Here is a 21,840-nt window from a genome sequence, read left to right on the forward strand (position 1 = left end):
AGCAATGACTCACCAGTGGCGCGGAATCATCGAGGAGTACCGGGACCGGCTGCCCGTCTCCGACAGCACGCCCGTCGTGACGCTCCGTGAGGGCGGCACCCCGCTCGTGCCCGCGCAGGTGCTCTCCGAGCGCACGGGCTGCGAGGTCCACCTCAAGGTCGAGGGGGCGAACCCGACCGGGTCCTTCAAGGACCGCGGCATGACCATGGCCATCAGCAAGGCGAAGGAGGAGGGCGCGCAGGCCGTCATCTGCGCCTCCACCGGCAACACCTCCGCCTCGGCCGCCGCCTACGGTGTGCGCGCCGGCATGGTGTCCGCCGTGCTCGTGCCGCAGGGCAAGATCGCGCTCGGCAAGATGGGCCAGGCCCTCGTGCACGGCGCGAAGATCCTCCAGGTCGACGGCAACTTCGACGACTGCCTCACGCTGGCCCGTGCGCTCAGCGACAACTACCCGGTGGCACTGGTCAATTCGGTCAACCCGGTGCGTATCGAGGGACAGAAGACGGCCGCCTTCGAGATCGTGGACATGCTCGGCGACGCGCCCGACATACATGTCCTTCCCGTGGGCAACGCGGGCAACATCACCGCGTACTGGAAGGGGTACCGGGAGTACGCCGCCGACGGCGTCAGCACCCGCAAGCCCCGCATGTGGGGGTTCCAGGCCTCCGGCTCCGCCCCGATCGTGCGCGGCGAGGTCGTCAAGGACCCCTCGACCATCGCCACCGCCATCCGGATCGGCAACCCCGCCTCGTGGGACTTCGCGCTCGCCGCGCGGGACGAGTCGGGCGGCGCCATCGACGAGGTGACGGACCGTGAGATCCTGCGCGCCTACCGGCTGTTGGCCTCCCAGGAGGGCGTCTTCGTGGAGCCCGCCTCCGCCGCGTCCGTGGCCGGCCTGCTCAAGGCCGCCGAGCAGGGCAAGGTCGACCCGGGGCAGCGCATCGTGTGCACCGTCACCGGCAACGGGCTGAAGGACCCGGACTGGGCCGTCGCCGGCGCCCCGCAGCCGGTCACCGTTCCGGTCGACGCGGCGACGGCGGCCGAGCGGCTCGGGCTGGTCTGAGCGGCTCGGGCTGGTCTGAGCGCCGCGCCGGTGAAAGGCGCCCGGCGCAGGAGGGCGTAGGCGACGCCCGGCCGGGAAAGTCACTTGCAGGGGGTGCACAGGGGGCTTACGACACGCATCGTGCGCCTCCTGTGCGCCCTATGTCGCCACAGAACCTTCCTTCGATAGGCTGTACCTAACCCGCCTGCCGCATATGCCGCGGTACCGCGCCGTCTCCGCGGTCGCGCCCAGGGTTCTGTACGTCATCGTCGTCGTCATCGAATGTCATTCGACAGTCACGCAGCTCAAGGAGAGTCATCGAGCGATGGCCGGTCCAGCGTTCCGCGCCGCCGCCGTCAGGGTGCGCGTCCCCGCCACCAGCGCCAATCTCGGTCCGGGCTTCGACGCCCTCGGCCTCGCGCTGGGTCTGTACGACGACGTGGTCGTCCGGGTGGCCGACTCCGGGCTGCACATCGACATCGCGGGTGAGGGCAGCGAGACCCTGCCGCGCGACGAGCAGCACCTCCTCGTCCGTTCCCTGCGCACCGCCTTCGACCTGCTCGGCGGACAGCCGCGCGGCCTGGAGATCGTCTGCGCCAACCGCATTCCGCACGGCCGCGGCCTCGGCTCCTCCTCCGCCGCCATCTGCGCCGGCATCGTCGCCGCGCGCGCGGTGACCATAGGCGGCGAGGCCCGCCTCGACGACGCCGCGCTGCTCGACCTCGCCACCGAGATCGAGGGCCACCCCGACAACGTGGCGGCCTGTCTCCTGGGCGGTTTCACCCTCTCCTGGATGGAGTCCGGCGCCGCCCGGGCGATCAGGATGGAGCCCTCCGATTCCATCGTTCCGGTGGTTTTCGTGCCCGGAAAGCCGGTACTGACCCAGACCGCGCGCGGACTGCTCCCGCGCAGCGTCCCGCACGTCGACGCCGCCGCCAACGCCGGCCGCGCCGCGCTGCTCGTCGAGGCCCTCACCCGGCGCCCCGAGCTGCTGCTGCCGGCCACCGAGGACCGCCTGCACCAGGAGTACCGCGCGCCGGCCATGCCGGAGAGCACGGCGCTCGTGGAGCGGCTGCGTGGCGACGGCATCCCCGCGGTGATCTCGGGTGCCGGACCCACGGTGATGGCACTGGCCGACGCCGACACGGCCGACAAGGTCGAGGCGCTGGCCGGAACGGACTGGGCGGCCAACCGGCTCGGCCTGGACCAGCAGGGCGCGACCGTCCTGCCCCTGGCGACCGCCAGCGACACCTGACGCGGACGGTTGCCGGATTTCGAGAGGGGGAATGTTTGTTGGATCCGGTAGTGTTAACCTCAAGTCTGCACCCGACCCCACCATGGCGAGGTGCCTCGTGTCCCCGTCCGGGACAGACATTCTTCCGGGAGCCCCCCAAGCCGCATTCTGCAGTGGATGTCGTACGTGATCAGTGCGACCGACACGGGCATTGAGCGGCCCACCGGTGGGGGTTACCCCCTCTGGGGGAGTTTCGGAACCGGTGCGACCACGCCGCATGACACAGACACCGGGTGCCACGGCTAGGGGAAGCGCCATCACCAGATATCTCTTCCGCCGTTCAGGCGGACCACCGCCCCGGCACGGTTCACACAGCAAGGACCGAAGCCGGACAGCACAACCGGTCGCCGAGCCAGACAGGCCGACGTCCGCTCCAGGGAAGGACCCTTCGTGAGCGACACCACCGATCTGATGGGCGCACGTGTCGAGGAGACCGCTGCCGCGCCCGCCACGGACGCCTCCGCGCCTGCCACCGGTGCCGGCTCCCGGCGGCGCCGCGGTACCGGCCTCGAGGGCATGGTGCTGGCCGAGCTGCAGCAGGTCGCATCCGGCCTCGGCATCAGGGGCACCGCGCGTATGCGCAAGAGCCAGCTGATCGAGGTCATCAAGGAGGCGCAGGCCGCGGGGGGTGCCCCCGCCAAGGCCGCGCCCGCCGCCGCGGACACCGCCGGCGAGACCAAGCCGAAGCGCCGCAGCACCTCCCGGACCCGTACGGGCGACGAGGCACCCGGCGAGAAGGCGGAGAAGGCCGGCAAGGCCGACAAGAAGGCGGACAAGGCGGCCGCCGACCAGGCCGCCGACCAGCAGCAGATCGAGATCCCCGGTCAGCCGTCCCCCAAGGTCAACGCCTCGGCCGAGCAGGCCGCCCCCGCCGCCGACGCCCCCTCCGAGCGCCGTCGTCGCCGGGCCACCTCCGACGCGGGCAGCCCGTCCGCCACCGACACGACGGTGGCCGTCGAGACCCGCGCCGAGCCGAAGGCCGACACGTCGGCCCCGCAGCAGTCGCAGCAGCAGACGCAGGGCCACCAGCAGGGCCAGGCCGACGGCGAGGGCGACGGCCGCCGCCGCGACCGCCGTGACCGCGGTGACCGTGGCGACCGCGGTGACCGTGGCGACCGCGGTGACCGTGGCGACCGCGGTGACCGTGGCGACCGCGGTGACCGTGGTGACCGCGGCGGCCGCGACCGGCGCAACAAGGGCGACGACCAGCAGACCCAGGGCGGCGGTCGCCAGGACCGTCAGCAGCAGGGCGGCGGCGGACGCCAGGACCGTCAGCAGCACGACGACGGTTACGACGACGACGGCAGCGGCCGCCGCGGCCGCCGCGGGCGCTACCGGGACCGCCGGGGCCGTCGCGGGCGCGACGAGATCCAGGAGCCGCAGATCAACGAGGACGACGTCCTCATCCCGGTCGCCGGCATCCTCGACATCCTCGACAACTACGCGTTCATCCGGACCTCCGGCTACCTGCCCGGCCCCAACGACGTGTACGTCTCCCTGGCCCAGGTCCGCAAGAACGGCCTGCGCAAGGGCGACCACATCACCGGTGCCGTGCGCCAGCCCAAGGACGGCGAGCGCCGCGAGAAGTTCAACGCGCTCGTCCGCCTGGACTCCCAGAACGGCATGGCGCCCGAATCCGGGCGCGGACGGCCGGAGTTCAACAAGCTGACGCCGCTGTACCCGCAGGACCGCCTCCGCCTGGAGACGGACCCGGGCGTCCTCACCACCCGCATCATCGACCTGGTCGCGCCGATCGGTAAGGGCCAGCGCGGTCTGATCGTGGCCCCGCCGAAGACCGGCAAGACCATGATCATGCAGGCGATCGCCAACGCGATCACGCACAACAACCCCGAGTGCCACCTGATGGTCGTCCTGGTCGACGAGCGTCCCGAAGAGGTCACCGACATGCAGCGGTCGGTGAAGGGCGAGGTCATCTCCTCGACCTTCGACCGCCCGGCCGAGGACCACACCACGGTCGCCGAGCTGGCCATCGAGCGCGCCAAGCGCCTGGTGGAGCTGGGTCACGACGTCGTCGTGCTGCTCGACTCGATCACGCGTCTGGGCCGTGCGTACAACCTCGCCGCCCCGGCCTCCGGCCGCATCCTGTCCGGTGGTGTCGACTCGACCGCCCTGTACCCGCCGAAGCGCTTCTTCGGTGCGGCCCGCAACATCGAGGACGGCGGCTCGCTGACCATCCTCGCCACCGCCCTGGTGGACACCGGGTCCCGCATGGACGAGGTCATCTTCGAGGAGTTCAAGGGCACCGGCAACGCCGAGCTCAAGCTCGACCGGAAGCTCGCCGACAAGCGCATCTTCCCGGCGGTGGACGTGGACGCGTCCGGCACCCGCAAGGAAGAGATCCTGCTCGGCAGCGACGAGCTCGCCATCACCTGGAAGCTGCGCCGCGTGCTGCACGCGCTCGACCAGCAGCAGGCGATCGAACTGCTCCTCGACAAGATGAAGCAGACGAAGTCGAACGCCGAGTTCCTGATGCAGATCCAGAAGACGACCCCGACGCCCGGCAACGGCGACTGAGTCTCCGCCGCGCACAACAGGGGCCGCCTCCGCCACGGGGGCGGCCCCTTCGTCATGGGCCCGTGCCGGTGCCCGCGGCCGCCACCTGCGACCTTCGCCACACGGACCGGCCCGGACAGCGTCCCGTCGGGTCCGGGCCGGTGCCCGCGGATGCCCAGGTCAGGAAGGCGGAGCAGCGCAGGTCGAACACGCTCAGTCACCTTTTCCGCACCCGTTCGCCACAGACCGTTGTGCAACCCTGTCCCGAGTTCCGCCGTCTGAGCTACGGAGGGACCATGGTGAGGTACCGGCGCCGACCACCGGAGCCGACCGATCCGACCCTGAGCGCAGGGGGTAACCGACCGGACGAACACCGAGGAGCCCATGTCCGCCGAGAGCACGCCGGATCCCGCGATACCCGGCCCCGGCCAGTCCCGCACCCCCGGCCCAGGCCCCGGCCGCCGGGGCAAGGGCCGCCGCCGCAAGCCCACGGCCAAGCGGCGCAAGGCCCTGCTCGTCGCGGCCTGGAGCGCCGCGGGCATCGTGGTCCTCGGCGGCACCGGAGCCGGAGTCCTGTACTTCAAGCTCAACGGCAACCTCACGAGCGTCGACATCGACCAGGCGCTCGGCGCCGACCGGCCCGAGAAGGCCGACAACGGCTCGGAGAACATCCTGGTCCTGGGCTCCGACACCCGCTCCGGCGGCAACAAGAAGCTCGGCGGCGGCACCGACGACGGCACCGCCCGCTCGGACACGGCGATGATCGTGCACGTCTACAAGGGCCACAAGAAGGCCGGCGTGGTCTCCATCCCGCGCGACACCCTCGTCGACCGCCCCGACTGCACCGACACCGACGGCGGCGAACACCCCGCCGCCGACGGCGTGATGTTCAACTCCGCCTACTCCACCGGCGGCGCCGCCTGCGCCGTGAAGACCGTCGAGTCCATCAGCGGCCTGCGCATGGACCACTACCTGGAGGTCGACTTCAGCGGCTTCCAGAACCTCATCGACGACCTCGGCGGCGTCCAGGTCACCACCAGCGAGGACATCAAGGACCCCGACAGCCACCTCGACCTCACGGCCGGCACCCACCGGCTCGACGGCGAGCAGGCCCTCGGCCTGGTCCGCACCCGGCACGGCGTCGGCGACGGCTCCGACCTCGGCCGCATCCAGCTCCAGCAGGCCTTCGTCAAGGCCCTCGTCCACCAGGTCGAGGACATCGGCCTGCTCGGCAACCCCAAGAAGCTGTACGACATCGCCGACACCGCCACCAAGACCGTGACCACCGACTCCGACCTGGGCTCGGTGAACTCCCTGATGTCCTTCGCCGGCGGCCTCAAGGGCATCGGCCCGGACAAGATGCACATGGTCACCATGCCGGTGATCTACGACCCCGCCGACGCCAACCGCGTCCTGGTGGAGAAGGACAAGGCCCAGCAGGTCTGGACGGCCCTGAAGAACGACCGTCCGATCCCGGCGTCGGCCACGCAGGGCACGGCCACCGGTGAGGCCAAGGGCGTCGTCAACACCGGGGAATAGATCACCCCGCACCCCGGTTTTGGGGGATGGCGCCAGTCCTGGCAGACTGGTACGTCGGCTCCGGTTCACGCTCCCGCATCCCGCGGCTGCGACCCGGCGCCCTCCCGGAACACTAGGAGACACCTTGAAGCGCGACATCCACCCCGAGTACGTCGAGACGCAGGTCAGCTGCACCTGTGGCGCGTCGTTCACCACTCGCAGCACCATCCAGTCCGGCACCATCCGGGCCGAGGTCTGCTCCGAGTGCCACCCGTTCTACACGGGCAAGCAGAAGATCCTCGACACCGGTGGCCGCGTGGCCCGCTTCGAGGCCCGGTTCGGCAAGGCTTCCGCCGGCTCCAAGAAGTAGCGAGCCTCCAATCGCCGGTCCACGGCCGCATCCCCTCCCCGGGGAGCGCCGGGACCGGCGTTTTTGGTCGCCCGCCTTCCCCTTCCCAAGCAGTAGCAGGAGCCCAAGATGTTCGAGGCCGTCGAGGAACTCGTCGCCGAGCACGCCGACCTGGAGAAGAAGCTCGCCGACCCGTCGGTCCACTCCGACCAGGCCAACGCGCGCAAGCTGAACAAGCGGTACGCCGAGCTCACCCCGATCGTCGCCACGTTCCGCTCCTGGAAGCAGACGGGCGACGACATGGAGACCGCCCGCGAGTTCGCGGCCGACGACCCCGACTTCGCCGCCGAGGTCAAGGAGCTGGACAAGCAGCGGGACGAGCTCACCGAGAAGCTGCGCCTGCTGCTCGTCCCGCGCGACCCCAGCGACGACAAGGACGTCATCCTCGAGATCAAGGCCGGCGCCGGCGGCGACGAGTCGGCCCTGTTCGCGGGCGACCTGCTGCGCATGTACCTGCGCTACGCCGAGCGGGTCGGCTGGAAGACCGAGATCATCGACGCCACCGAGTCCGAGCTGGGCGGCTACAAGGACGTCCAGGTCGCCGTGAAGACCAAGGGCGGCCAGGGCGCCACCGAGCCCGGGCAGGGCGTCTGGGCCCGGCTGAAGTACGAGGGCGGCGTGCACCGCGTGCAGCGCGTCCCCGCGACCGAGTCCCAGGGCCGCATCCACACCTCCGCGGCCGGCGTCCTCGTGACCCCCGAGGCCGAGGAGATCGACGTCGAGATCAACCCGAACGACCTGCGCATCGACGTCTACCGGTCCTCGGGCCCCGGCGGCCAGTCCGTCAACACCACCGACTCCGCCGTGCGCATCACGCACATCCCGACCGGAGTCGTCGCCTCCTGCCAGAACGAGAAGAGCCAGCTGCAGAACAAGGAGCAGGCGATGCGTATCCTGCGCTCCAGGCTGCTCGCGGCGGCGCAGGAGGAGGCGGAGAAGGAGGCCGCGGACGCCCGGCGCAGCCAGGTCCGCACCGTCGACCGCTCCGAGAAGATCCGTACGTACAACTTCCCGGAGAACCGCATCTCGGACCACCGCGTCGGATTCAAGGCGTACAACCTGGACCAGGTCCTGGACGGCGACCTCGACTCGGTGATCCAGGCCTGCGTCGACGCGGACTCGGCGGCCAAGCTCGCCGCCGCGTAAGCCCCGTAGCCGCACCCGCACCCCCGTACCGGACGACCAGCTCAGCCCCGGAGGACCAGCGTGAACCTGCTGCTCGCGGAGGTGGCCCAGGCCACCCAGCGGCTGGCCGACGCCGGCGTGCCCTCGCCGCGCACCGACGCGGAGGAGCTCGCCGCGTACCTGCACGGCGTCAAGCGGGGCGAGCTGCACACCGTGCCGGACGCGGACTTCGACGCCCGGTACTGGGAGGTCGTCGCCCGCCGCGAGGCGCGCGAGCCGCTCCAGCACATCACCGGCCGCGCCTACTTCCGCTACCTGGAGCTTCAGGTCGGCCCCGGCGTCTTCGTGCCCCGCCCCGAGACCGAGTCGGTCGTCGGCTGGGCCATAGACGCGGTGCGCGCCATGGACGTCGTCGAGCCCTGCATCGTCGACCTGTGCACCGGCTCCGGCGCCATCGCGCTCGCCCTCGCCCAGGAGGTGCCGCGCTCGCGCGTGCACGCCGTGGAGCTGTCCGAGGACGCCCTGAAGTGGACGCGCAGGAACATGGAGGGGTCCAGGGTCGACCTGCGCCAGGGAGACGCCCTGACGGCCTTCCCGGACCTCGACGGCCAGGTCGACCTGGTGGTCTCCAACCCGCCGTACATCCCGCTCACCGAGTGGGAGTACGTCGCCCCCGAGGCCCGCGACCACGATCCCGAGCTGGCCCTGTTCTCCGGCGAGGACGGCCTCGACCTGATCCGCGGCCTGGAACGCACCGCGCACCGCCTGCTGCGCCCCGGCGGCGTGGTCGTCGTCGAGCACGCCGACACCCAGGGCGGCCAGGTGCCGTGGATCTTCACCGAGGAGCGGGGCTGGGCCGACGCGGCCGACCACCCCGACCTCAACAACCGACCTCGTTTCGCGACGGCCCGCAAGGCACTGCCGTGAGCACCCCGACGACCCCCACCCCGCAGTACGTGTACGAGGAGGCCCGCTAAATGGCACGGCGTTACGACACCAACGACGCGACCGACCGAGTGACCGGTCTGCGTGAGGCCGCGTCCGCCGTCCGCCGTGGCGAGCTCGTGGTGCTGCCTACGGACACCGTGTACGGCATCGGCGCCGACGCCTTCACCGCGGAGGCCGTGGGCGACCTGCTGGAGGCCAAGGGACGGGGCCGCAACATGCCCTCCCCGGTGCTCATCGGCTCGCCCAACACCCTGCACGGCCTGGTCACCGATTTCTCCGAGATGGCCTGGGAGCTGGTCGACGCCTTCTGGCCGGGCGCGCTGACGCTGGTCGCCAAGCACCAGCCGTCCCTCCAGTGGGACCTGGGCGAGACCCGGGGCACGGTCGCCGTCCGCATGCCGCTGCACCCGGTCGCCATCGAGCTGCTCACCGAGGTCGGCCCCATGGCCGTCTCCTCCGCCAACCTGACCGGCCACCCGGCGCCCGAGGACTGCGACGCCGCCCAGCAGATGCTCGGCGACTCCGTCTCCGTCTACCTCGACGGCGGCCCCACGCCCGGCATCGTCCCGTCGTCCATCGTCGACGTCACCCGCGAGGTGCCCGTCCTGCTGCGTGCGGGCGCGCTGTCGGCGGAGGAGCTGCGCAAGGTGGTACCCGACCTCGAGGTGGCGAATTGACGGCCCCTGAGACGGGGCGTGGCATAGGCAACGGGGAACGCGCCGCGGAGATCACGACCACGTTCGTCGGCCTCCCGCGCGACAGCTTCCGCATCCTCCACGTCAGCACCGGAAACGTCTGCCGCTCGCCGATCACCGAGCGGCTGACCCGGCACGCGGTGAAGGAGCGGCTCGGCGTGCTGGGCGGCGGCCTGATCGTGGAGAGCGCGGGCACCTGGGGCCACGAGGGCGCGCCCATGGAGGCGAACGCCGAGACGGTCCTCACGGACTTCGGGGCCGACCCCGCCGGGTTCACCGGCCGCGAGCTGCTCGACGAGCATGTGATCCGCGCCGACCTGGTCCTCACCGCGACCCGGGACCACCGGGCCCAGGTCATCTCCATGGGCCACTCGGCGGGCCTGCGCACCTTCACCCTGAAGGAGTTCACCCGCCTGGTGAACGCCATCGACCCGGCGACGCTCCCTCCACTGGAGGACGGCGTGGTCACCCGCGCCCGCGCCCTGGTCCGCGCTGCCGCCGCGCTACGCGGGTGGCTCCTCGCGCCCACGGTCGAGGCGGACGAGGTGTACGACCCGTACGGTGCCCCGCTGACCTTCTTCCGCTCCATCGGCGACGAGATACACCAGGCCCTGGACCCCGTGGTGACGGCGCTGACGGGGGTCCCCGCGCGGGCCTGAGGCGGACCGGGGCGGGACCCGGTCGGTGGAGTCCCCGTGGGGACGGCGCCGTCGGGGGTTCCGGCGCGGATGCGGGGCCCCGCCCCGCGCACACCGGGCGTCTTGGCCGTGGCGGGCCTACATTGGTGCTACGTCACCGTCGACGCATGCCCGGAGCGCATCATGTCGGTCACCCACGACATCATCGAAGCCGATGACAGTTCGGTCGGAGTCCTGTTGCGCCAGGATCCCGAGCTGGCCGAGATCCTGTTCGCCGAAGGCCGTCGGCAGTCGACGACCCTGCAGCTGATCGCCGCCGAGAACTTCACGTCGCCCGCCGTGCTGGCCGCCCTCGGCTCACCGCTGGCCAACAAGTACGCCGAGGGCTACCCGGGCGCCCGGCACCACGGCGGCTGCGAGATCGTCGACGTGGCCGAGCGGCTGGCCGCCCAGCGGGCCCAGGCGCTCTTCGGCGCCGAGCACGCCAACGTGCAGTCCCACTCCGGCTCCTCCGCCGTCCTGGCCGCCTACGCCGCCCTCCTGCGCCCCGGGGACACCGTCCTCGCCCTCGGCCTGCCCTACGGCGGCCACCTCACCCACGGCTCGCCCGCGAACTTCTCCGGCCGCTGGTTCGACTTCGTCGGCTACGGCGTGGACGCGGAGACCGGGCTGATCGACCACGACCAGGTGCGCACCCTGGCCCGCGCCCGCCGGCCCAAGGCGATCGTCTGCGGCTCCATCGCCTACCCCCGCCACCTCGACTACGCCGCCTTCCGCGACATCGCCGACGAGGTGGGCGCCTACCTCATCGCCGACGCCGCCCACCCGATCGGACTCGTCGCCGGGGGAGCGGCGCCCAGCCCGGTGCCGTACGCCGACATCGTGTGCGCCACCACGCACAAGGTGCTGCGCGGACCACGCGGCGGCATGCTCCTGTGCGGAAGCGAACTGGCGGAACGGGTCGACCGGGCCGTCTTCCCGTTCACCCAGGGCGGGGCCCAGATGCACACCATCGCCGCCAAGGCCGTCGCCTTCGGGGAGGCGGCGACCCCCGCCTTCGCCGCCTACGCCCACCAGGTGGTCGCCAACGCCCGCGCGCTCGCGGCCCACCTCGCCGCCGAGGGCCTGGTCGTCACCACCGGCGGTACCGACACCCACCTGCTCACCGCCGACCCCGCCCCGCTCGGCGTCGACGGGAAGGCCGCACGGGGGCGGCTCGCGGCGGCCGGGATCGTCCTGGACTGCTGCGCACTGCCGCACGCGGACGCCCGCGGGCTGCGCCTGGGCACGGCGGCGGTCACCACGCAGGGCATGGGGGAGCGGGAGATGCGGGCGGTGGCCACACTGGTCGCCGGGGTACTGCGGGGGACGACGGACCCGGCCGCGGCACGGTCCGACGTAAGGGATCTGACCGCGGAATTCCCCCCGTACCCGGACTGAGGACGGGTAGGCGTACAGGCGCACACAGCCGGACGTGCAACCATCGTCGCTACCCGGATGTCCTCAACCGTATGCGTGCACCGCCAGGCGCATCGCTAGGGTGTGAGGCTGAGGATGGCCAGCGAGACCTGTGGGGAAGCCCGTGCGTGAATACCTGCTGACGCTCTGCATCACGGCCGCGGTGACGTATCTGCTGACAGGGCCGGTACGGAAGTTCGCGATCGTGGCGGGGGCGATGCCGGAGATCCGGGCACGTGACGTGCACCGGGAACCCACTCCGCGGCTCGGCGGGATCGCGATGTTCTTCGGGCTGTGCGCCGGCCTGCTGGTCGCCGACCACCTCACCAACCTCAGCGAGGTCTTCGAGAAGTCCAACGAGCCGCGCGCCCTGCTCTCGGGGGCCGCCCTGATCTGGCTGATCGGTGTCCTGGACGACAAGTTCGAGATCGACGCCCTGATCAAGCTGGGCGGGCAGATGATCGCCGCCGGTGTGATGGTGGTGCAGGGTCTGACCATCCTGTGGATCCCGGTGCCGGGCGTCGGCACGGTCGCGCTGACCCAGTGGCAGGGCACCCTGCTGACGGTGGCGCTGGTCGTCATCACCATCAACGCGGTCAACTTCGTGGACGGCCTGGACGGACTCGCGGCCGGCATGGTGTGCATCGCGGCGGCGGCGTTCTTCATGTACGCCTACCGGATCTGGTACTCGTACGGCATCGAGGCCGCGGCGCCCGCCTCGCTCTTCGCGGTCATCCTCATGGGCATGTGCCTCGGCTTCCTGCCGCACAACATGCACCCCGCGCGGATCTTCATGGGCGACTCCGGCTCCATGCTGATCGGGCTGGTGCTGGCGGCCGGCGCGATCTCGGTCACCGGACAGGTCGACCCCGACCTGATGAACCTGTTCTCCGGGTCGGAGCGCAACTCGGTGCACCAGATGGTGCCGGTCTACATCCCGCTGGTGATGCCGCTGACCATCATCGCCATCCCGGCCGCCGACCTGATCCTGGCCATCGTGCGCCGCACCTGGCGCGGCCAGTCGCCGTTCGCCGCGGACCGGGGGCACCTGCACCACCGCCTGCTGGAGATCGGCCACTCCCACAGCCGCGCGGTGCTGATCATGTACTTCTTCTCGGCGCTGATCGCCTTCGGCGCGCTCGCCTACTCCGTGAACGCGGCGTCGATGTGGATCGTGCTGAGCGTCGTCTTCCTCAGCGCGATCGGTCTGGTGCTGCTCCTGCTGCCGCGGTTCACCCCGCGCGCCCCGCGCTGGGCCGAGGGCCTGGTGCCGCCGCGCTACCGGCGCCGCAGGGCGGAGTCCGCCGCCACCGAGTCCGAGTCCGGGACCGAGGCGGTCGAGGACGAGGAGCGGGTTCCGGTCACCGTGGGCGTCTCGGGCGTCAACGGGGCGACCGCCGTCGGACACCGTACGCGGGCGAGGTAAGACCGGCGAAATGCCGCATTACCAGACAAGTTGGCGCCGTAGTTGCACAAACGCGCACTGTCACTCTCACGTGTGACAGCAAGCACACCCAGAGGTAAAGACCTCATCAAATAGTTTGTGATACGGTTCACGAGTATCCCCCGGGTAGAGCCCAAGGACCGTAGTGCGACGGTCTCTTGTAAGTGAGGACCTCGTCCGGCTCGGGGCTACGCTCGTCCATGACGACACCTGCCCCCTGTGTGTTGAAAGCGGAGTTGCCGCCATGCCGTCCAATGACGTCCGGATCCTGCTTCAGTCTGCCGTGCCCGCGGCTGCCGTCGGCGCTGTCGCCGTCGTCGTCAGTGCCGTGGTCGCCGGTGGCAAGGGTGCGGTCGGAGCCGTCGTCGCGACCGTGCTCGCGATGCTGTTCATGGGGATCGGCCTCTACGTCCTGCAGCGCACCGCGAAATCGCTTCCGCACCTTTTCCAGGGGATGGGCCTGCTGCTCTACGCGGCGCAGATCCTGCTGCTGTTCGTCTTCCTCGCCGCGTTCAAGAACACGACGTTGTTCAACCCCCGGTCCTTCGCCATCAGTTTGCTCGTCGTCACGCTCGCGTGGATCGGTGCGCAGACGCGGGCGCACATGAAGGCCAAGGTTCTCTACGTCGAGCCCGATTCGTCGAGCGAAAAGTCCGAAAAGACGGGCCACTCGTCGTGAGGGGTAGGGCCGGGATAAAGAGGCATGTGAACTCCTGCTATCGTCCGGTGCCAACTGCGGCATCGCGGGCGCGGGCATCTCGGCTGACGCCTGCTGAATCGCGAGGCGAGATGCCCCACAGCCGCCCCCACACCCGTAACACCAGTCCCGTGCCGAACAGCGGCCCCGCGCCGCGCCGACACAACGAGGTTGCCGTATCCATGCGCCACGCTGAAGGAGCCCGCGGTGAGTGCTGACCCGACGCAGGTGCTCGCCTTCGAGACCGACTGCCACATCTTCGACGGTTGTGGCTTCCCTTCTCCCGGCCTGCACTCGTTCCTGTTCGAGCCCCTGTGGGGCGACCACGACAGCAACTTGTACTTCAACAAGCCGATGCTGCTGGCGCTGCTGGGGTCGATCGTCATCGTCGGGTTCTTCTGGGCGGCCTTCCGCAAGCCGAAGGTCGTCCCCGGCAAGCTCCAGATGGTCGCCGAGGCGGGTTACGACTTCATCCGGCGCGGAGTCGTCTACGAGACCATCGGCAAGAAGGAAGGCGAGAAGTACGTCCCGCTCGTCGTCTCGCTCTTCTTCTTCGTCTGGATGATGAACCTGTGGTCGATCATTCCGGTCGCCCAGTTCCCGGTCACCTCGATCATCGCCTACCCGGCGGTGCTCGCCCTGATCGTCTACGTCACCTGGATCACGCTGACCTTCAAGCGTCAGGGGTTCGTCGGGTTCTTCAAGAACGTCACCGGCTACGACAAGTCGCTCGGCCCGGTGCTGCCGCTGGCCATGCTGATCGAGTTCTTCTCGAACATCCTGATCCGGCCCTTCACCCACGCCGTGCGACTCTTCGCGAACATGTTCGCGGGTCACACCCTGCTGCTCCTGTTCACGATCGCCAGCTGGTACCTGCTGAACGGCGTCGGCATCGCCTACGCGGGCGTCTCGTTCATCATGACCGTGGTGATGACCGCCTTCGAGCTGTTCATCCAGGCTCTGCAGGCGTACGTGTTCGTCCTGCTGACGTGCACCTACATCCAGGGCGCCATGGCCGAGCACCACTGAGCAAGCGCGCCCAGACCTCTCACAGTCGTCCGGTGGCCAACCCCCACCGGTCCGTAAAGAAAAGGAAGAACTGGCATGTCCCAGACCCTTGCTGCCGTCGAAGGTTCCCTCGGTTCCATCGGTTACGGCCTCGCTGCCATCGGCCCCGGCGTCGGCGTCGGCATCATCTTCGGCAACGGCACCCAGGCCCTGGCCCGTCAGCCCGAGGCGGCCGGCCTGATCCGCGCCAACCAGATCCTGGGCTTCGCCTTCTGTGAGGCGCTCGCCCTGATCGGTCTGGTCATGCCGTTCGTCTACGGCTACTGATCGCTGATCCCAGACCAGCCGACTAGACGAAAGGCAAACCCATGAGCCCGATGCTCCAGATCGCGGCAGAGGAGATGGAGAATCCCCTCGTCCCGCCGATCCCCGAGCTCGTCATCGGCCTGATCGCCTTCGTCATCGTCTTCGGCTTCCTCGCCAAGAAGCTCCTCCCGAACATCAACAAGGTTCTGGAAGAGCGTCGCGAGGCCATCGAGGGCGGTATCGAGAAGGCCGAGGCCGCGCAGACCGAGGCCCAGAGCGTCCTCGAGCAGTACAAGGCCCAGCTCGCCGAGGCCCGGCACGAGGCCGCGCGACTGCGCCAGGAGGCGCAGGAGCAGGGCGCCACGCTCATCGCCGAGATGCGCGCGGAAGGCCAGCGGCAGCGTGAGGAGATCATCGCCGCCGGTCACGCCCAGATCCAGGCCGACCGCAAGGCCGCCGCGTCCGCGCTGCGCCAGGACGTCGGCAAGCTGGCCACCGAGCTGGCTGGCAAGCTGGTCGGCGAGTCCCTCGAGGACCACGCCCGCCAGAGCCGGGTGATCGACCGCTTCCTGGACGAACTGGACGACAAGGCGACGACGGCAGAGGCAGCCCGATGAGTGGGATGCACGGAGCGAGTCGCGAGGCCCTGGCCGCCGCACGCGAGCGTCTCGACGTGCTGACGGACTCCACGTCCGTGGACGCCGGCTCGCTCGCCGGCGAGCTGGCCTCCGTCACCGCGCTGCTCCACCGCGAGGTGTCGCTGCGTCGGGTCCTCACCGACCCGGCGCAGGCCGGTGAGGCCAAGGCCGAACTCGCCCAGCGTCTCCTCGGCACCCAGGTCAGCGGCCCGGCCGTCGACCTGGTGGCCGGCATGGTGCGCTCCCGCTGGTCGCAGTCCCGCGACCTGGTGGACGCGCTGGAGGAGCTGGCGAACACCGCCGACCTCACCGACGCCCAGAAGCGGAGCCGCCTCGACAACGTCGAGGACGAGCTGTTCCGGTTCGGCCGGATCATCTCCTCCAACACCGAGCTGCGCGCCGCGCTCACCAACCGGTCGGCCACCACCGCGGCCAAGGGCGAGCTGCTGCGCGACCTGCTCGGCGGCCGGGCGGAGCGGACCACCGAGCGTCTGGTGACGCGCCTTGTCACCGCGCCGCGGGGACGTAGCCTGGAGTCGGGACTCGAGTCCCTGTCCAAGCTCGCCGCCGACCGGCGGGACCGGATGGTCGCCGTGGTCACCTCGGCGGTGCCGCTGAGCGACGCACAGAAGCAGCGCCTTGGCGCGGCCCTCGCGAAGGTCTACGGCCGTCCGATGCACCTGAACCTCGACGTGGACCCCGAGGTCCTCGGCGGAATCCGGGTGCAGGTCGGTGACGAGGTCATCAACGGCTCCATCGCGGACCGTCTGGAGGACGCCGGCCGCCGGCTGGCGAGCTGACGACCACGCGCGACAACAGCAGATGCAGTAGCAGAGCAGAAGCAGTAACAGAGCAGTAGCAGTACGTACTTACGACGGCCCTGGTTGGGCCGTGCAGAGGATTCACCTCTCATTGGGGGGAGTCCCGACTCGTGGAATACCCCCCAAGTGAAACTTCGGGCCCAACAAGGAGAGCAGGGAACTCAGATGGCGGAGCTCACGATCCGGCCGGAGGAGATCCGGGACGCACTGGAGAACTTCGTCCAGTCGTACAAGCCGGACGCGGCCTCGCGCGAGGAGGTCGGTACGGTCACCCTTGCCGGCGACGGCATCGCGAAGGTCGAGGGCCTGCCCTCGGCCATGGCCAACGAACTGCTGAAGTTCGAGGACGGCACCCTCGGCCTCGCCCTCAACCTCGAGGAGCGCGAGATCGGTTGCGTCGTCCTCGGTGAGTTCAGCGGCATCGAGGAGGGGCAGCCGGTCTCGCGTACCGGTGAGGTCCTCTCCGTGGCCGTCGGCGAGGGCTACCTCGGCCGCGTCGTCGACCCCCTCGGCAACCCGATCGACGGCCTCGGCGAGATCGAGACCAGCGGTCGCCGCGCCCTGGAGCTGCAGGCTCCCACGGTCATGCAGCGCAAGTCGGTGCACGAGCCGATGGAGACGGGCTACAAGGCCGTCGACGCCATGACCCCGATCGGCCGCGGTCAGCGTCAGCTGATCATCGGCGACCGTCAGACCGGCAAGACCGCCCTGGCCGTCGACACGATCATCAACCAGCGCGACAACTGGCGCACCGGCGACCCGAACAAGCAGGTCCGCTGCATCTACGTCGCCATCGGCCAGAAGGGCTCCACCATCGCGTCCGTGCGCGGCGCGCTGGAGGAGAACGGCGCGCTGGAGTACACGACCATCGTGGCCGCCCCGGCGTCCGACCCGGCCGGCTTCAAGTACCTCGCGCCGTACACCGGCTCGGCCATCGGCCAGCAGTGGATGTACGAGGGCAAGCACGTCCTGATCATCTTCGACGACCTGTCGAAGCAGGCCGACGCCTACCGCGCCGTGTCGCTGCTGCTGCGCCGCCCGCCGGGCCGCGAGGCCTACCCGGGTGACGTCTTCTACCTGCACTCCCGTCTGCTGGAGCGCTGCGCGAAGCTCTCCGACGCCGAGGGCGCCGGCTCGATGACCGGTCTGCCGATCGTCGAGACCAAGGCCAACGACGTGTCGGCGTTCATCCCGACCAACGTCATCTCCATCACCGACGGCCAGTGCTTCCTGGAGTCCGACCTGTTCAACGCCGGTCAGCGTCCGGCCCTGAACGTCGGTATCTCGGTCTCCCGCGTCGGTGGCTCCGCCCAGCACAAGGCGATGCGCCAGGTCTCCGGCCGACTGCGCGTGGACCTCGCCCAGTTCCGCGAGCTGGAGGCGTTCGCCGCCTTCGGTTCCGACCTGGACGCCGCGTCGAAGGCGCAGCTGGAGCGCGGTCAGCGCATGGTCGAGCTGCTCAAGCAGAACCAGTACCAGCCGATGGCCACCGAGGACCAGGTCGTCTCCGTCTGGGCCGGTACCAACGGCAAGATGGACGAGGTGCCGGTCGCCGACATCAGCCGCTTCGAGAAGGAGCTGCTCGAGTACCTGCACCGCCAGGAGCAGGGCCTGATGACCTCCATCAAGGAGGGCGCCAAGATGTCGAACGACACCATCCAGGCCATCGACGACGCCGTCGCAGCGTTCAAGAAGCAGTTCGAGACCTCGGACGGCAAGCTGCTCGGCGAGGACGCCCCGTCCGCCGCCAAGTGACGTAAGGAAGGGACCTGACTCATGGGAGCCCAGCTCCGGGTCTACAAGCGTCGCATCCGATCCGTCACCGCGACCAAGAAGATCACCAAGGCGATGGAGATGATCGCCGCCTCGCGCGTCGTCAAGGCGCAGCGCAAGGTGGCGGCCTCCACGCCGTACGCGCGGGAGCTCACCCGCGCGGTCACGGCGGTCGGTACCGGGTCGAACACGAAGCACCCGCTCACCACGGAGGCGGACAGCCCGAGCCGTGCCGCGGTCCTGCTCCTCACGAGCGACCGCGGTCTGGCCGGCGCCTTCAACTCCAACGCCATCAAGGCGGCGGAGCAGCTGACCGAGCGCCTCGAGCGCGAGGGCCGGCAGGTCGACACGTACATCGTCGGCCGGCGCGGTCTGGCCCACTACAACTTCCGCGAGCGCAAGGTCGCGGAGTCGTTCTCGGGCTTCACCGACGAGCCGGCGTACGCGGACGCCAAGAAGGTCGCGGCGCCGCTGATCGAGGCCATCGAGAAGGATACGGCCGAGGGCGGCGTGGACGAGCTCCACATCGTCTACACCGAGTTCGTCTCGATGATGACGCAGACGGCGGTCGACTCCCGGCTGCTGCCGCTGAGCCTCGACGAGGTGGCCGCGGAGTCCGGCGCGAAGGACGAGATCCTTCCGCTGTACGACTTCGAGCCTTCGGCGGAGGACGTCCTCGACGCCCTGCTGCCGCGCTACGTCGAGAGCCGCATCTACAACGCGCTGCTGCAGTCGGCTGCCTCCAAGCACGCCGCCACCCGGCGCGCGATGAAGTCGGCCACCGACAACGCGGGCGAGCTGATCAACACGCTCTCCCGTCTTGCCAACGCGGCCCGCCAGGCCGAAATCACCCAGGAAATCAGCGAGATCGTCGGTGGCGCCAGTGCCCTGGCCGACGCGAACGCGGGGAGTGACAACTAATGACCACCACTGTTGAGACCGCGACGGCCACGGGCCGCGTCGCCCGGGTCATCGGCCCGGTCGTCGACGTGGAGTTCCCCGTCGACGCGATGCCGGAGATCTACAACGCGCTGCACGTAGAGGTCGCCGACCCGGCCAAGGAGGGTGAGCTCAAGACGCTGACCCTCGAGGTCGCCCAGCACCTCGGTGACGGCCTGGTCCGCACCATCTCCATGCAGCCCACCGACGGCCTGATCCGTCAGGCCCCGGTGACCGACACGGGCGCGGCCATCTCCGTCCCCGTCGGCGACTTCACCAAGGGCAAGGTGTTCAACACCCTCGGTGAGGTGCTGAACGTCGACGAGAGTTACGACGGTGAGCGCTGGCCGATCCACCGCAAGGCCCCGAACTTCGACGAGCTCGAGTCGAAGACCGAGATGTTCGAGACCGGCGTCAAGGTCATCGACCTGCTGACCCCGTACGTCAAGGGCGGCAAGATCGGTCTGTTCGGCGGCGCGGGCGTCGGCAAGACGGTGCTCATCCAGGAGATGATCTACCGCGTCGCCAACAACCACGACGGTGTCTCCGTGTTCGCCGGTGTCGGTGAGCGCACCCGTGAGGGCAACGACCTCATCGACGAGATGAGCGAGTCGGGCGTCATCGACAAGACCGCGCTGGTCTTCGGTCAGATGGACGAGCCGCCGGGCACCCGTCTGCGCGTCGCGCTGGCCGGCCTGACCATGGCCGAGTACTTCCGCGACGTCCAGAAGCAGGACGTGCTGTTCTTCATCGACAACATCTTCCGCTTCACCCAGGCGGGCTCCGAGGTGTCGACCCTGCTCGGCCGCATGCCCTCCGCGGTGGGCTACCAGCCGAACCTGGCCGACGAGATGGGTCTCCTCCAGGAGCGCATCACCTCGACCCGTGGTCACTCGATCACCTCGATGCAGGCGATCTACGTCCCCGCGGACGACCTGACCGACCCGGCCCCGGCCACCACCTTCGCCCACCTCGACGCGACGACGGTGCTCTCCCGTCCGATCTCCGAGAAGGGCATCTACCCGGCCGTGGACCCGCTGGACTCGACGTCCCGCATCCTCGACCCGCGGTACATCGCGGCGGACCACTACCAGGCCGCGATGCGCGTGAAGAACATCCTGCAGAAGTACAAGGACCTGCAGGACATCATCGCGATCCTCGGTATCGACGAGCTGGGCGAAGAGGACAAGCTCGTCGTCCACCGTGCCCGTCGCGTGGAGCGCTTCCTGTCCCAGAACACCCACGTCGCCAAGCAGTTCACCGGCGTCGACGGGTCGGACGTCCCGCTGGAGGAGTCGATCGCGGCCTTCAACGCGATCTGCGACGGCGAGTACGACCACTTCCCGGAGCAGGCGTTCTTCATGTGCGGTGGCATCGAGGACCTGAAGAACAACGCCAAGGAGCTGGGCGTCTCCTGAGCCTCGGCTCACGGTGAGCCGCACGGCCCACCACCCGGAGGGGGCGGGCGCGTCCCGTCCCCTCCGGCACGCCCCTTAGACTTGTAACCAACACCCGGCTCTCCCGCCGGGTGGTGACCCGAGGAGCCACCTTGGCTGCTGAGCTGCACGTCGCGCTGGTCGCGGCCGACCGAGAGGTCTGGTCCGGCGAGGCCACCCTGGTCGTCGCGCGCACCACGTCCGGCGACATCGGCGTCATGCCCGGTCACCAGCCGCTGCTCGGTGTGCTGGAGTCGGGCCCGGTGACCATTCGTACGAGTGACGGCGGGACGGTCGTCGCCGCGGTGCACGGCGGTTTCATCTCGTTCGCCGACAACAAGCTGTCGCTGCTGGCCGAGGTCGCCGAGCTGTCGGACGAGATCGACGTCCATCGCGCGGAGCGCAAGCTCGAGCGCGCGAAGGCGGAGGGCGACGCCCACGCCGAGCGTCGCGCGGACGTCCGACTGCGCGCGGCGGCGGGACGCTGATCCACAGCACTGTGCGATAGCGTCGTGCCATGACGTCACTCAGCCGCGGCTGGGACCGGAGCCATCCGGACCCGGCCGCGGCTGAGGCAGATCCGGGTGTTTTTTCCGTTCCGTTACCTAGGAGACGAGGAGGTCGGTGTCGATGGCCCTCGCTCTGACTGTGTGCGGAATCGTGGTGGCCGTGGTGGTGATCGGCCTCTTCGTCTTCGGTCTGCGCCGCCGGCTGATCCAGCGCTCGGGCGGCACCTTCGACTGCTCCCTGCGCTGGGACGCCCCCAAGGAGGGCGACACCACCGACGGCAAGGGCTGGGCCTACGGGGTGGCCCGCTACAACGGCGACCGGGTCGAGTGGTACCGCGTCTTCTCGTACTCCCCCCGCCCGCGTCGCGTGCTCGAACGCTCCGCGATCGAGGTGGCCGGCCGCCGGCTGCCGGACGGCGAGGAGGAGCTGGCGTTGCTTTCCGACGCCGTGATCCTGGCCTGTCTCCATCGGGGCACCCGGCTGGAACTGGCGATGAGCGAGGACGCGCTGACCGGATTCCTCGCGTGGCTGGAAGCAGCCCCGCCCGGACAGCGAGTGAATGTGGCGTAGCCGCACTCCCTCTCCCCCTGGACGAAGCCTGAGGGGAGAGCGAATGCGGCTACGGGG

Annotated in this window: 21 protein-coding genes; all 21 read left to right on the plus strand. The window is 69.9% G+C overall.

Translation table 11 applies throughout. The features are described 5' to 3' along the window. The first annotated feature begins 4 nt into the window (after window positions 1–4). The gene (gene thrC / locus C4J65_RS23855) at window positions 5–1,063 is read left to right on the plus strand and encodes a threonine synthase (RefSeq protein ID WP_109033438.1); all 1,059 of its coding nucleotides are present in this window, start codon (window positions 5–7) and stop codon (window positions 1,061–1,063) included. Window positions 1,064–1,367: 304 nt separating this feature from the next. Continuing rightward, window positions 1,368–2,297 carry a homoserine kinase gene (gene thrB, locus C4J65_RS23860; protein WP_115744224.1) on the plus strand — a complete coding sequence of 310 codons (930 nt, stop codon included), beginning with the start codon at window positions 1,368–1,370 and terminating at the stop codon, window positions 2,295–2,297. 429 nt (window positions 2,298–2,726) lie between these two features. Further along, window positions 2,727–4,871, plus strand: coding sequence for a transcription termination factor Rho (rho, locus tag C4J65_RS23865; protein ID WP_115744225.1), 2,145 nt, complete (start codon window positions 2,727–2,729; stop codon window positions 4,869–4,871). A 363-nt stretch (window positions 4,872–5,234) separates the two neighbouring features. Then, window positions 5,235–6,389 carry an LCP family protein gene (locus C4J65_RS23870; RefSeq protein WP_115744226.1) on the plus strand — a complete coding sequence of 385 codons (1,155 nt, stop codon included), beginning with the start codon at window positions 5,235–5,237 and terminating at the stop codon, window positions 6,387–6,389. A 124-nt stretch (window positions 6,390–6,513) separates the two neighbouring features. Further along, window positions 6,514–6,738 (plus strand): 50S ribosomal protein L31, encoded by a 225-nt coding sequence (gene rpmE, locus C4J65_RS23875; protein WP_007387665.1) that lies wholly within the window; start codon window positions 6,514–6,516, stop codon window positions 6,736–6,738. Between the two features lie 108 nt (window positions 6,739–6,846). Beyond that, on the plus strand, window positions 6,847–7,923 hold the full coding sequence (prfA, locus tag C4J65_RS23880; RefSeq protein WP_115744227.1) for a peptide chain release factor 1: 1,077 nt from the start codon (window positions 6,847–6,849) through the stop codon (window positions 7,921–7,923). Between the two features lie 60 nt (window positions 7,924–7,983). After that, window positions 7,984–8,829 (plus strand): peptide chain release factor N(5)-glutamine methyltransferase, encoded by an 846-nt coding sequence (prmC, locus tag C4J65_RS23885; protein ID WP_003973636.1) that lies wholly within the window; start codon window positions 7,984–7,986, stop codon window positions 8,827–8,829. Window positions 8,830–8,879: 50 nt separating this feature from the next. Next, on the plus strand, window positions 8,880–9,527 hold the full coding sequence (locus C4J65_RS23890; protein WP_030187245.1) for an L-threonylcarbamoyladenylate synthase: 648 nt from the start codon (window positions 8,880–8,882) through the stop codon (window positions 9,525–9,527). Continuing rightward, window positions 9,524–10,204, plus strand: a complete 681-nt coding sequence (locus C4J65_RS23895; protein ID WP_109033441.1) for a protein-tyrosine-phosphatase — start codon at window positions 9,524–9,526, stop codon at window positions 10,202–10,204. Before C4J65_RS23890 ends, C4J65_RS23895 begins: the two co-directional genes overlap by 4 nt. Window positions 10,205–10,366: 162 nt before the next feature. Next, window positions 10,367–11,623 (plus strand): serine hydroxymethyltransferase, encoded by a 1,257-nt coding sequence (gene glyA / locus C4J65_RS23900; RefSeq protein WP_115744228.1) that lies wholly within the window; start codon window positions 10,367–10,369, stop codon window positions 11,621–11,623. A 142-nt stretch (window positions 11,624–11,765) separates the two neighbouring features. Then, a complete protein-coding gene (locus C4J65_RS23905; RefSeq protein WP_115746608.1) occupies window positions 11,766–13,067 on the plus strand; it encodes an MraY family glycosyltransferase in 1,302 nt (433 codons plus the stop codon). 262 nt (window positions 13,068–13,329) lie between these two features. After that, complete coding sequence (locus C4J65_RS23910) at window positions 13,330–13,764, plus strand: hypothetical protein (protein WP_115744229.1); 435 nt, start codon at window positions 13,330–13,332, stop codon at window positions 13,762–13,764. Between the two features lie 225 nt (window positions 13,765–13,989). Continuing rightward, window positions 13,990–14,811, plus strand: a complete 822-nt coding sequence (gene atpB / locus C4J65_RS23915; RefSeq protein ID WP_109033445.1) for a F0F1 ATP synthase subunit A — start codon at window positions 13,990–13,992, stop codon at window positions 14,809–14,811. Window positions 14,812–14,886: 75 nt separating this feature from the next. Next, window positions 14,887–15,117 (plus strand): ATP synthase F0 subunit C, encoded by a 231-nt coding sequence (atpE, locus tag C4J65_RS23920; RefSeq protein WP_009321656.1) that lies wholly within the window; start codon window positions 14,887–14,889, stop codon window positions 15,115–15,117. A 41-nt stretch (window positions 15,118–15,158) separates the two neighbouring features. Then, window positions 15,159–15,713 (plus strand): F0F1 ATP synthase subunit B, encoded by a 555-nt coding sequence (locus tag C4J65_RS23925; RefSeq protein ID WP_115744230.1) that lies wholly within the window; start codon window positions 15,159–15,161, stop codon window positions 15,711–15,713. A 5-nt stretch (window positions 15,714–15,718) separates the two neighbouring features. Then, a complete protein-coding gene (locus tag C4J65_RS23930; protein ID WP_162833321.1) occupies window positions 15,719–16,534 on the plus strand; it encodes a F0F1 ATP synthase subunit delta in 816 nt (271 codons plus the stop codon). A gap of 186 nt (window positions 16,535–16,720) precedes the next feature. Next, complete coding sequence (atpA, locus tag C4J65_RS23935; RefSeq protein ID WP_115744232.1) at window positions 16,721–18,310, plus strand: F0F1 ATP synthase subunit alpha; 1,590 nt, start codon at window positions 16,721–16,723, stop codon at window positions 18,308–18,310. Between the two features lie 21 nt (window positions 18,311–18,331). Continuing rightward, window positions 18,332–19,249, plus strand: a complete 918-nt coding sequence (locus C4J65_RS23940) for a F0F1 ATP synthase subunit gamma (protein WP_115744233.1) — start codon at window positions 18,332–18,334, stop codon at window positions 19,247–19,249. Beyond that, window positions 19,249–20,685: a F0F1 ATP synthase subunit beta gene (atpD, locus tag C4J65_RS23945; protein WP_115744234.1), complete on the plus strand. Its 1,437-nt coding sequence runs from the start codon at window positions 19,249–19,251 to the stop codon at window positions 20,683–20,685. The genes C4J65_RS23940 and atpD overlap by 1 nt, the downstream gene beginning before the upstream one ends. Window positions 20,686–20,816: 131 nt before the next feature. Next, window positions 20,817–21,191, plus strand: a complete 375-nt coding sequence (locus C4J65_RS23950; protein ID WP_115744235.1) for a F0F1 ATP synthase subunit epsilon — start codon at window positions 20,817–20,819, stop codon at window positions 21,189–21,191. Between the two features lie 142 nt (window positions 21,192–21,333). Continuing rightward, window positions 21,334–21,783: a DUF2550 domain-containing protein gene (locus C4J65_RS23955; protein ID WP_003973622.1), complete on the plus strand. Its 450-nt coding sequence runs from the start codon at window positions 21,334–21,336 to the stop codon at window positions 21,781–21,783. Window positions 21,784–21,840: the final 57 nt, after the last annotated feature.

It is taken from the genome of Streptomyces sp. CB09001 (genome assembly GCF_003369795.1).
Classification (GTDB): domain Bacteria; phylum Actinomycetota; class Actinomycetes; order Streptomycetales; family Streptomycetaceae; genus Streptomyces.

Bases quoted from the DNA above. Each gene is read 5' to 3' on its own strand.
- prfA (WP_115744227.1), top strand. From the start codon at position 6,847: ATGTTCGAGGCCGTCGAGGAACTCGTCGCCGAGCACGCCGACCTGGAG.
- atpE (WP_009321656.1), top strand. From the start codon at position 14,887: ATGTCCCAGACCCTTGCTGCCGTCGAAGGTTCCCTCGGTTCCATCGGT.
- C4J65_RS23930 (WP_162833321.1), top strand. From the start codon at position 15,719: ATGCACGGAGCGAGTCGCGAGGCCCTGGCCGCCGCACGCGAGCGTCTC.
- C4J65_RS23940 (WP_115744233.1), top strand. From the start codon at position 18,332: ATGGGAGCCCAGCTCCGGGTCTACAAGCGTCGCATCCGATCCGTCACC.
- atpA (WP_115744232.1), top strand. From the start codon at position 16,721: ATGGCGGAGCTCACGATCCGGCCGGAGGAGATCCGGGACGCACTGGAG.
- thrC (WP_109033438.1), top strand. From the start codon at position 5: ATGACTCACCAGTGGCGCGGAATCATCGAGGAGTACCGGGACCGGCTG.
- glyA (WP_115744228.1), top strand. From the start codon at position 10,367: ATGTCGGTCACCCACGACATCATCGAAGCCGATGACAGTTCGGTCGGA.
- C4J65_RS23910 (WP_115744229.1), top strand. From the start codon at position 13,330: ATGCCGTCCAATGACGTCCGGATCCTGCTTCAGTCTGCCGTGCCCGCG.
- C4J65_RS23870 (WP_115744226.1), top strand. From the start codon at position 5,235: ATGTCCGCCGAGAGCACGCCGGATCCCGCGATACCCGGCCCCGGCCAG.
- C4J65_RS23955 (WP_003973622.1), top strand. From the start codon at position 21,334: ATGGCCCTCGCTCTGACTGTGTGCGGAATCGTGGTGGCCGTGGTGGTG.
- C4J65_RS23925 (WP_115744230.1), top strand. From the start codon at position 15,159: ATGAGCCCGATGCTCCAGATCGCGGCAGAGGAGATGGAGAATCCCCTC.
- C4J65_RS23890 (WP_030187245.1), top strand. From the start codon at position 8,880: ATGGCACGGCGTTACGACACCAACGACGCGACCGACCGAGTGACCGGT.
- atpD (WP_115744234.1), top strand. From the start codon at position 19,249: ATGACCACCACTGTTGAGACCGCGACGGCCACGGGCCGCGTCGCCCGG.
- thrB (WP_115744224.1), top strand. From the start codon at position 1,368: ATGGCCGGTCCAGCGTTCCGCGCCGCCGCCGTCAGGGTGCGCGTCCCC.